The following is an 11,324-nucleotide window of genomic DNA, read 5'->3' on the forward strand; positions in this document are numbered from 1 at the left end:
CACGTTCAAGACCTTCTGCACGACCTCTCTCCAACCCTTTTTCTTCAGCTTGTTCCAAGGCATAGTCCTGCGCTAGCAAGGCTTGTTCTTCGCGTCTGCGTTGTTCACTAAACATCTCCCTGTCCTCCTCGGACCAGCTCTTGTAGTCCAGCAGTTGGTCTGCCTGGCTGATAGCTCGCTCGGGTTGCTGGGTAAAAGGTTTATTCCCAAAAAACTCCAACCACGGCTTGCGAATGCTATCTTTGCTGGTTTCTCTGTATTTTTTATGTTTTATTTGTAATGTTTTTTCAATAGCGACTCAAACTCAGCGACGCTCATACCCAGCTGATGGCTGGCAACCTCGGAAGTCAGAAGTCCTTGGCGAACCATATCCAGAAAGGCAAAAAGTTTTCCACGTTCAAGTCCACGCTCTAAACCTTTTTCGATGCCCTGTTCAATCCCCTCTGCACGACCACGTTCAAGTCCACGCTCTAAACCTTTTTCGATGCCTTGTTCAATCCCCTCAGCTCGACCACGTTCAAGACCTTCTGCACGACCTCTCTCCAACCCTTTTTCTTCAGCTTGCTCCAAGGCATAGTCCTGCGCTAGCAAGGCTTGTTCTTCGCGTCTGCGTTGTTCACTAAACATCTCCCTGTCCTCCTCGGACCAGCTCTTGTAATCCAGCAGTTGATCTGCTTGGCTGATGGCTCGCTCGGGTTCCTGAGTAAAGGGCTTATTACCAAAAAACTCCAACCATGGTTTGCGAATGCTATCTTTGCTGGTTTCTCTGTATTTTTTTAGTTCCAAGAACGCCATCTTAACCAGATGATTTTCTTGTCCATTATTGGTGATGGTTAAAACCTCACCTGTCGTATCCTCGCGCATACTAAAACTATGAAAAGCTAGGTCATCTGAAAAGTAATTGCTGTCCACAATTGCGATAGCGTATACTGGTGCAATGTGTTTGTAACTCTGGTGGGTGTCACCTTCACGTTGGCGAATTTTTTCTAGGTTTTGATTGACCTGACTACACAAATAAGCCCACAGGCGATTGATGAAAAAATTCTGATGATGGACTTGAATCTCAATGATTACTTGAGTGCCATTATCTAGTTCAGCTAAAACATCTATACTGGTATAGAAATCCTGTGCCGAGTACGGCAGGGAAGGCAAGACGTGAATGTTGCTTCCCTCCAAAATGGTCACATTTTTGGCTGGCAAGTCCAGCATATCGCGAATAAACTGACAAGTGATTTCTGGGTTGCTGAAAATTTTCTTAGCAACCAAGTCATTAGTTGGGCTAATGCCCGGATGACGTAATGTCATATTTCTTCTCCTTTCATTATAGCACATTTTTAAATCTAGGTTTACTAGATTTACTGCTACTATCTATTTATTCGGAAAAGAAATGAATTGTAAAGATATTTTATCTCGTTTCAACTAGAATATGAGCTTGATCAACCAACTGTCCATTAACAGTCAGATTTAGATAGAAATCTAATGTCTTATCAGCAACAAAATACAGGGTTGGTATGCACAAATCTTTTTTGCTTTCTCCAGTTTGGAATTGAAGGACTTGAATCTCGTCCTGATAGGCGACACCATGAACACCTGTCCCCGGTTGAATCGAAATCTTAGCCTCTAAAGAGGAGCCACTTTCGCTACGTTCAATCCTAAAATGAAGAGCCTCTCCCTTTGTCACAGTTAAACTTTTTTCTGCAAATGCTAGGCCCTGAACAACTTCTTTTTGTGATAAGCTAGGAGTTTTATAGAGTGAAATCTTGGTCAATACAGGCATAGATTGTGCCTCTGTAATCATCACGCGCACCTTCTGTGCCTCTACTAGCGGACCTCGCAGGAGACGCTTATGACCAACTGTAAAGCCCCTGCCAAACTCCTGCCAGACACCATCCACCTCTACTTGCACATGAAAAGCAGCGATTCGTTGCCCTAGCTTCAAATCTTCTCTTAACTCAATTACATCAAAAGTTTTAGGCGCCCCTAAGTCTAGTTCTAACTGGATAGGCAAGCCTACATCGCTTGCCCAAGAGCTAGTCTCAAGGCCGTCTGTCAAATGGCGACAAGCAAAGTCTGCGGAAAGAGCAGGACCAGATACCTCAGCTCCCAGAGCCAAGTCTTCTTTATAGAGCTCATTGCGATAGGCCGCAAATTCATAGAGGCGTTCAATATCCTTTGCATCAAAGAGCCCATCTTGATTCGGCGGAATATTAAGCAAGAGTGGAGTTCCCCTCCCCACTGAGTGAAAATAGATTTCGACCAACTCCTCAAGTGACTTAGGATCCTGCTCTTCATGGTAAAACCAACCCGGCCGGATGGAAACATCTGCCTCTCCGATCGAAAAAATCGTGCCCGAAGGATCTCCGTGCTGAAGATAGTCCAGCTCTGCTTCTGTTCCTAGTCTGTCAGGATCCACCTTTTGCCACAGTGGATCACCTGCATATCCTCGTTCATTGCCAATCCAGCGAATGCTGGTGCCTTCTGTTGAAAAAATCAAGCAGTCGCCCTGCAGGTCACGAATGGTTTCAAACCATTTTTCAAATTCATAACTGACCTTTTGCGCGCCCTCTCCTCTGGCTCCATCCATCCAGACCTCAGCAAATTTTCCTGCATTACCATAAGCAGGATTTGATAAGATTTCCTCCAGCTGAGCCAGATAATAGGCATTATAGTCCGCCTCTCGCTCCACATGATAGAGCGGGCTGTGGGCATCCCAGGGTGACAGGTAGACCCCCATATCCATATCAAACTCTGTGGCAGCTTGGGATACTTCAAGGAGCAAGTCCCCCTCTCCATCCCTCCAAGGACTGGCCTTAACCGAATAATCTGTGTGAGCCGTCGGATAGAGGACAAAGCCATCGTGGTGCTTGACCACCAAAATCAACTTCTTAAAGCCCGTTTCCTTGAGCACGCGAATCCACTCACGCGCATCTAACTGTGTCGGGTTAAAGTGTTCAGGATCCTCCTGACCTGTCCCCCATTCCTGGTCATAAAAGGTATTAGGCCCAAAATGGATAAAGGCTGCTAGTTCATCCTCTAAATACGCTAACTGGGCCTGACTAGGCAAGGGGCCATGCGGTTTTATTGCTCTTACCATACTACTTCCTATCTACATTTTTCTTTACTTTTTTGGCATACACTTGCAATTCTGTTAAGGCTAGGGGGCTTGCCAAGTTTTCAAATCGAAGACGAAGGGCATAGGTTTCCACCTTGTCAAATTCAAAACGAAGCTCCTCATCCTTGTCACTTGACACTTTTCGGATAGCTGATACAGGGCGCCAATTCTCCTCTTGTTTGAGAGCAGAATCCTTATCCAAATGATTTGGAGTCCGAGGCAAGCTAGGCTCATTCCCTACATAATAATCAATAAAAGTCGGCTCCACCGCCACGTAGTCTTGATTTTCGACATAATACAAGGTCAGGTTATCCACAAATCGCGGTTTTAAAATCCCTGCATCTCCAAACAGAATACCCACGCTGGCTTGCTCTGACTTGGTAATCCAAGTATTGGCTGTCGATTTCTTCCGAGCAATGACCTTGTCATTGAGGTAGGAGGCTGGGTGATTAGGCTCTGAGTGGGAAGCAAATACCAGAGGCAGGTTGGATCCTGTCCACTGATTGGAAATGACTTCCCCATCTACACTGGCATCTGTCACATGAATGGTGACTGTTGCTGGCAACTCACAGCCCGCTACTTGTCCTGTAAGAATACATTCTCCTACCTGAGCATAGACTTGAGGATCGAGTTCATCCCAAGTCACCTTGGCCGTATCTCGTCTGCCATCTGATAAGACTAGCTTAACTCGGTCTGGTAGGTGTGGGGCTTCCTTGACAAGCGTCCAAATCCTTTCAGTCTCAATAGCGCAAATCCCTTGGACACAAATCTGAGCAGAAGCCTTTAAATCCAGCCCTTCCAGCTGACCAGATACCATAAACTCATGAAAGCTTGCCATATCTTCTTCGGAGATTGCCTCCCAAACAACCTTGACTCGTTTTGCACCGCCAGACTCATAGTCCACCAAAACTGAAGATGGAAGATGTGGATAAGTCCCCTTAGCTGTATACAAGCGAAGTGGTCGTACAAAAACTGCCTGCCCTAGTGAGGTATTTTCTGCCACCTGCAAATGAGTTTGATAGGTCTTTCCTTGATAAATAGCACTGATAACCAAGTCGCCTGCAGACAAGCAATGAAGCACTCCCTGCTTGATAATGGCGTGGGCACTACCACTCGTCTCCCAAATCACTTCACTATTCCCCACCTTGTTCACAAGGTTATCCACAGTTTGTGGATAAAGTCCAATAGCTGGGGAATCCCCTTCTTGTAATCCTGCCTGCTTGTCCACTCGAATCTCAAATAAGCGCTGATTTTTCACTGACTGGCAAGCCAAATCCTCTCCCACTAAGAGATCGAAACTTGCCGGCTCTAGCCCTCTGGCACTGGCCTTTACTCTCACTTGACCTACCCGCTCCAAGCTCTGAACTAAGAGGACACCTCTGCCATGAAAGGCTTTCCGCTTAAACCGACCATTTTTCTGGGCTTGGTAACGTTCACGACTGGCCTGCCTACCATTATCCACACCTACAATAAGAGCAGGGCCTTCAATTTCAAAATGAAGCTGATTGGAAGCAGTCGGCACCCAATTTCCATCCTTGTCCAATACATCAAAATAGAGATAGAGGAGGTCTTGCCCATCTGGCTCCAGTTTTGTCTTCTCAGCATGTAGCCCGATTTTGGCTGGCTTACCTGCAGTCACCACCCTATCTTCTGCCACAAGCTGACCTTGACGGTCATAGGCCACAGCACGCAATTCTCCCGGTTGATAAGCCAATCGCCATTCTAGATAGAGCTGGTCAGAACCTTGTCCCTCCTGGTATCTTCGACCGTCTGAAGTCCATTTTTCCTGAAAGGTCTTCCTACCTTGGGATTTTCCATTGAGAAATAGCTCTACAGAACGGGCATTTGAATACACTCGAACAGGGATATCCCCATACTTATCCACAACTTGTTGATAACTCTTGTGGATTTCCCAATTCCAATGGGGTAGGATATGAACCATGGGATACTGATCTAGGTCCAACCACTGACTTTGATAGAAATAATAGTCATTTTTAGGAATCCCTGCCGTATCCACAAGCCCAAAATAGGAACTCTTTACAGGCATGTCATTTTGATTGTGCCAAGGAGTGGGCTCACCAATATAATCCACTCCTGTCCAGATAAACTGACCCGCATAGTCTAGCCGATTTCTATCTGCTATCCAAGAAGCCGTCGCTGTCTTCCCCCAAGGAACTCGATCATTGCCATAGTCTGACTGTTCAAAATTCCGCACGCGGCGATTATCCCCAACCCATTCCTTATCTGGGCGAAAATAGCTGTCACGCGTCCTTGTAGCCGATGAGGTTTCAGATCCATAAAGTCGCCACTTAGGATGTCTTTTGCGAATCCCATCAATATTGTCTTCCGAGTAATTCAAGCCTACCACATCCAGCAAATCGGCTATCTTTTCATGGCCTCCAGACCCATCTCCAAAGCGAAACTCGTCCATTCCCATGGTCACAAAACGGCTATCATCCACTTCCTTAACCCTTCCCAGCAAGCGTTTGATAGTCTTCAATGAATGAGCATCTCCATTTGCTTCGCTGACTTCATTTCCCAAGGACCACATAAAAATCGCTGGATTGTTCTTGCCACGCTCAATCATGGTGCGCAAATCGTAATCTGACCAGAAATCGCCTGCTTTCGCTTCTGGATGAGTCGCTTCTTCCTCAAAAAAGCGACCATAGTCATATTCTTTCTTGCCTCCATACCAGGTATCAAAGGCTTCTTCTTGGATGAGTAGGCCCATTTTGGCAGCCACATCCAGCAAAATGCTACTGGCTGGATTATGCGTGATTCGAATAGCATTGACGCCCATTTCCTTCATCTGGCGCAAGCGTCTCTCGGCAGCTGACCTGTTTTCCACAGCTCCCAGCGCTCCGTAGTCATGGTGCAAACAAACCCCATGAATCTTCAACCAGCGACCATTTAGAAAGAAACCCTTATCCGCTTGCCAATCCATATAACGGTAACCAAAAGTCTCCTCTTCTTCATCAACCAAAATGCCATTTTTGTAAAGGCGAGTCTTCAATTGGTAAAGGTGAGGATGATCAATATCCCAAAGCAAAGGTTGGAAAATTGATATGGCTTGTTGGAAAGAATATTTGTCCCCAGCTTCAATCACTAGAGAGTCTGTCGCCTGCCAGTCTGACAGCTGTTGGCCATCATACCAGATACTCTGTTCCAAATACACCGACACGGACTGAGGCCCATCATTTGAAACCTTACTTGTAAGCTGAGTTTCCACCCATTCATCTCTTTGTTCCTTTAGCTTGGGACTTTCTATCTTAATCCCATATAAATCCAGATGCACCGAATCTGTCATCAATAATTTTACTTCTCGGTAAATACCGCTACCAGAGTACCAACGACTGCTAGGTTGCTGATTTTCCACAAAAACCGCAAGCTGGTTGGCCGTCCCATCATTTCTTAGATAAGGCGTGATATCATAAGAAAAGGGTGTATAGCCATTGGGATAATAGCCCAGCACTTGCCCGTTGATATAGACTTGGGCATTCATGTAAACCCCGTCAAAGAGCAAACGCACCGATACAAGACTGGCATCTTCTTCCAAGTAAAACTGCGTCCGATACCAGGCTTGACCCCCGTTTAACTGACCACCCTCATTTTGCGCTGGCGAATACTGGTCAAAATCATTGTAAATACTCCAGTCATGTGGCACTTGAATGGCCTGCCAATTTCCCCTCTGAAAATCCGACGCCAAGGCCTCTTCCTTCCCCACCTCTTGGCTAAAAAACCAGTGATTTCGTAAAACTTCTTCTCTTCTCATACAAGCATTCCTCTTTAAACGACTCGATTTACTTGACTATAGCACAAAACAAAAGCGCTTTCAAGATTTCCTCTATCACTCCCTAAATACTCAGAAAAGATTCTATAATTTGTGGAAAAGTCTGAACATCACTCCATGTTCAAGCAAACTGTCATTTTCAAGAAATAAGGTCAAACCTTACAAGAGCGCAAAAAACACCTCTCTGAATGTTCATTCCAGAGAGATGTCCCTTTTGTCTTAACTATTGTAAATCGACTGTCTAAAGTCATCTGAAGCTTTGAGATGAGCTTTATAAATCGCTTTTTTCAGTTTTTGAACTGGAGTTTCGATAAACTCAAACTTTTGAGCCGTGGTATTGCCTGCTTTTATTTGAGCAAGTTCCTCTTTAACAGCTTTATTCATAAGCTCTTGTAATTTTTCTTTACTATCAATCACTTCTTCTTTTCCGTTGTAATTTATAGTAATTGGTGTTAACTTACCTAATTTCTCAACACGCTCATTTATTTGCTCTTTTTTGAACTCAGCATATGTTTTTCCTAGAATTTTATCAAAAATATATTTATCTGATAACGGTACTCCCTCTGCTTCAGCTTCTTCTTTAAACTGATTTGATACATAAGGAACAAATCCTTCATAGTAGCCCAAAGCAGCCATCAATTCAAAGGCTTGTTTTCTAAAGGTGATGTCCCCACTCATACCAGAGTCATTTTGACTAACACCATAAATGGTATCAAACATATCAACGGTATAGTAACCATTTGGTGCAATTTTATCTTTATCCTTAAAACCAGCAATGATATAACGATTGACCAGGATATGATTGTCAATCAAACTATCAATATCTGTCAATTTTTTGGCATCTTCTAAGGTCAGAGCTTGAATCTCCTCACTCTTATGAGTCGGTTTAACTGCTGTATTACGGTAATCTATCCATCTTCTAAATGGTGAACTAATCGGAACTATTTTCTTGAAATATTTAGTTTTTTCTTCATCAGTTAGATTTTTCGTTGCCTCAGCTTCTAGATAATCTAGAGTATAAAGGACATCAAAACTTCCCTTCATGTAAGATTGCAAATCTTCTGCCGTTTTAAATCGATCAGGTGTCTTATTGTAAAATCCATCCTTATCACTCTCATCATATACAAAGTTGAGATTGAAATAAGTATCCTTTTCTGGATTATAGGAGTTTTCAAAAATACCACGCGCATAAAACTCTGCGGCTGTACCATCTCGACGACCGTGATTATTAAACAAGACCGTTCTATCTAGTAAGTGCGTCATTTCATGAGAATAAGTCGCTGAACCTCTATCATCCAGAACTCTATCTATAAAGTAACGGACACCTAATCCATTAGCCTCAGCTCCCACCTTACTTACTGGAGAATAGTAATTCATAGGAGTCATAAACTGGTCGACCCCCTTATCAGCTCCACTACCAGTAGCTGGTGACCAAGTGCTATCAATCTGGGCATTCGGATTACTTGTATATTTCTTCATCGTATCAATAATCAAGCGATTTGTCAGCAACTTATCACGATTTTCTGGTTTTGTTATACGATAAAGAGTATCGACATAGTTGGCTTGTTGTACAGCCGCCTTTTCAATTAAAGACTTGACTCTAGCAAGCTCAGCCTGGTACTTAGTTGGATTAGACTGGGCGAGAGAAGTATCTATATAGGAACCAATATTACCGTAAGTAATCGTCGCCATATTACTAATCACATAAACATTTGGTTCTTTCACATTCAAAAGTCCCAAAATAGCAGCCATATTAGCCTCTTGTTTACGAGGATCCTTTTCCCCAGCTGTCAACTTGCTATACAGCCCGACATGCGCTGAAGGATTTTCCTTAGATGGTTTTTCAACAATCATAGCTTGGCTAGATTTTTTAAGCCAGGTATCCGCATCATCTGACGTAAAGAGTTGGCGATTGCTGTCTAAAAATTCCTTCAAGCTAGCCTTACCTGTAATGGTAGATAAATACTTTGTAAATGTTTGAGGACTATTGGTCAATTTCATCTCTTCATAAGACATGGATCCTAATTTTTTCAAACTATCCAAGGCTGTCATTGTCTTATTACCAAATGAGCTTGGATTAAAGGCCAGAATATCACGAATATTCGTGTCCCCAAATTGAATATTATAAAAACGATTGATATAAGACAGTCCCAACAAAATCTGCTCTTTGTATTGCTCCAGCTCTTGTTTGACCTTGCTGCGATTTTCAGGGGTATCTCCTATAATTCCTAATGTATGCGAGGCAATCTTTTTGAAACTTGACTCAGCTTGCCTCTTCGTCTGATCAAAGCTTTCTTGGATTGACAGTTTTTGAAGATACTCTATGCGCAACATATCTTTGACCTCTTGGTCAGTGATATTTGGGTGTGTTTTTCTGAGCGCAATTCTCCTTGTTATAATATCTCGAGGATCATAGGTAGGCTCTAACTGTGCTTTTAGTTTACTGTCATGTAAGAAGTCTACTGACCTCGCGCTTGTGGTCAGAGCAGACACATCCACAGCATCTTCTCTCTCACTATTTGTTGGAAGGATGTGTGGTTTATCCTCCTGACTACCAACTAAAACAACTCTCGGTTTCATTGGTTTTGTTATTTGACTCACTTCTCGAGGATTAACCAATTCACCAGTTTGTTCATTGATAGCGTAGGTTCTGGTCAGTGTATTCTCACCAACTTCTCCTTCAGAGGCTACCTTTTCCATCTTTTTAGCAAGAGAAGAATCCTCTCTTCGTTCCTCAGTAACAGCAATCGGTTGTATTACTTTTTCCACATTACCAACTTGAATCACTTTATCGACTGCTGGATTTACTTGTCTAGTGGTGTCAGATACCGTCACCTGACCTGTTGCCTGGTCTAGTTGATAAGTCGTCCTAGTTTCCACCGAACCATCACGCCCTGCAACCGCTACTTCCTCTTTTCTGAACTCCAAAGCAGGATTCACCTGGTAGATCATTTTATGAGATAGGACAGTGGTTTCAACACTCGGTTTAGTTCCAACTTCTACAACTTGATCAACTTTGTTGGCTACTATTTTGACAGTTTTACTCTCAGAAATATTGCCACTTGCTTGATTTTTGGTATAGGTAGTAGTAACTTGTTCTTGTCCCTCAACACCCGAAATTTTTACTCTTGTAACGCCGTGGTCTAGCGCTTCATTCTTTTCATAAATGGTTTCATAAGGAACAGCTTTGGTCTCTACTTTGGTCTGAGGAATTTGAGTGTCTTCTTTAGTACCAACCAAGATTACTTTTTGTCGCATAGCTTTAGTTATTTCAGTTTTCTCAATTGGATTTGTTAACTCTCCTGTCTCCGGATTAACTTCATAAGTTTTAGTGACGGTTGTTTCCCCTTGCTCACCTGCATCTTCAACCTCTTCTTTTCCTTTTGGAAGTTCAGGGTTATCTTTTCTCAACTCGGTGATTTCTATAGGTGACACGATCTTTTCTACATTTCCAACTTTTACTATTTTGTCTTTAGCTGGAGTGTTTTCTGTTGTAGTTTCTTCTGAGATAGCTCCTGTTTCTTGATTTACTGTGTATGTTGTAGTTGATACTGAGCTACCATTCTCCCCTGGTGTTTCTTCTTGTTGCACATTGTAACTTAAATCTGACGATGCTTTATAAATTGTCTTAAAAGGAATTTCTTGTGATTGAACTGTTGGTTTTGTTCCTACTGCCGTTATTTTCGCTTGCATTGCTTTGGCTACTTTTGTTGAAACTTCTGGATCAGTTAATTCTCCTGTCGTCGAATTTACTTTATAAACACTTATAGTCGTTGTTTCTTCATCTTGACCTTGTTCTCTAACTACTTTAACCTCTTTATCAAGTGACTCATCCGCGATAAACTGTTCACGTCTTTTGGTTGTTGATCTTGTTTCTTCTACATTTCCAACCTTAACAACTCTATCTACTGGATGTTTTTCTATTTTTGTTGAAGTGTTTTCTACTATTTTCCCAGTACTTTCATCAAAACTGTAAGAAGTAGTTGTCACTTCCTTACCATTTTCGCCTGCTACTTCTACTCGTTGCTCTTTGTAATTTAAGGCTGGTGAAGCTTTATATGTTGTTTTATATTCCAATACTTTTTCTTTCGTTACTGGACTTGGGACAGTTGGTTGCTCTTGTGAATCTGACTGTTCTTGGGGAGATAAGGGTTCAGGCTGAACAGCTGATTCTGGTTCGTTTCCTTGACTTGGGTTGACCTCTGGAGATGGAGCCGTTTGTTCTGGTTGTTCTGGTTGTTTTTGGGGTTCTTGTGGGGCAGACTCACCAACATCCTTTACCCCCTCAACTGGATTCTCCAGCTGGTTCTCCTCACCCTTTTGTTCCGCAGGAGATTGATCTTCTTCGCGTCCTGATTCCATGGCTGGGGTTGCTGGTTCAGAATCTTTGGTCTCAGCAGTTGCTTTAGATGGATGATTAGA

4 protein-coding genes and 1 pseudogene are annotated in these 11,324 nt (G+C 43.0%); all 5 read right to left on the bottom strand.

The window, feature by feature from the left end:
* Window positions 1-274: pseudogene (locus tag HT701_RS08805) on the bottom strand (hypothetical protein); the annotation flags it as partial.
* A complete protein-coding gene (locus HT701_RS08810) occupies window positions 271-1,305 on the bottom strand; it encodes an Rpn family recombination-promoting nuclease/putative transposase (protein WP_172931434.1) in 1,035 nt (344 codons plus the stop codon). The pseudogene HT701_RS08805 and the gene HT701_RS08810, both read right to left, overlap by 4 nt.
* A gap of 100 nt (window positions 1,306-1,405) precedes the next feature.
* Window positions 1,406-3,094: an alpha-L-fucosidase gene (locus tag HT701_RS08815; protein WP_172931435.1), complete on the bottom strand. Its 1,689-nt coding sequence runs from the start codon at window positions 3,092-3,094 to the stop codon at window positions 1,406-1,408.
* A gap of 1 nt (window position 3,095) precedes the next feature.
* On the bottom strand, window positions 3,096-6,884 hold the full coding sequence (locus HT701_RS08820; RefSeq protein WP_172931436.1) for a sugar-binding domain-containing protein: 3,789 nt from the start codon (window positions 6,882-6,884) through the stop codon (window positions 3,096-3,098).
* Between the two features lie 237 nt (window positions 6,885-7,121).
* Window positions 7,122-11,324 (bottom strand): ZmpA/ZmpB/ZmpC family metallo-endopeptidase (locus HT701_RS08825; protein ID WP_172931437.1); only part of this gene is annotated, 4,203 nt, incomplete at its 5' end.

Source organism: Streptococcus sp. 10824 (genome assembly GCF_013276595.1).
GTDB classification, from domain to species: domain Bacteria; phylum Bacillota; class Bacilli; order Lactobacillales; family Streptococcaceae; genus Streptococcus; species Streptococcus pseudopneumoniae.

Bases quoted from the DNA above. Each gene is read 5' to 3' on its own strand.
- HT701_RS08820 (WP_172931436.1), bottom strand. From the start codon at position 6,884: ATGAGAAGAGAAGAAGTTTTACGAAATCACTGGTTTTTTAGCCAAGAG.
- HT701_RS08815 (WP_172931435.1), bottom strand. From the start codon at position 3,094: ATGGTAAGAGCAATAAAACCGCATGGCCCCTTGCCTAGTCAGGCCCAG.
- HT701_RS08810 (WP_172931434.1), bottom strand. From the start codon at position 1,305: ATGACATTACGTCATCCGGGCATTAGCCCAACTAATGACTTGGTTGCT.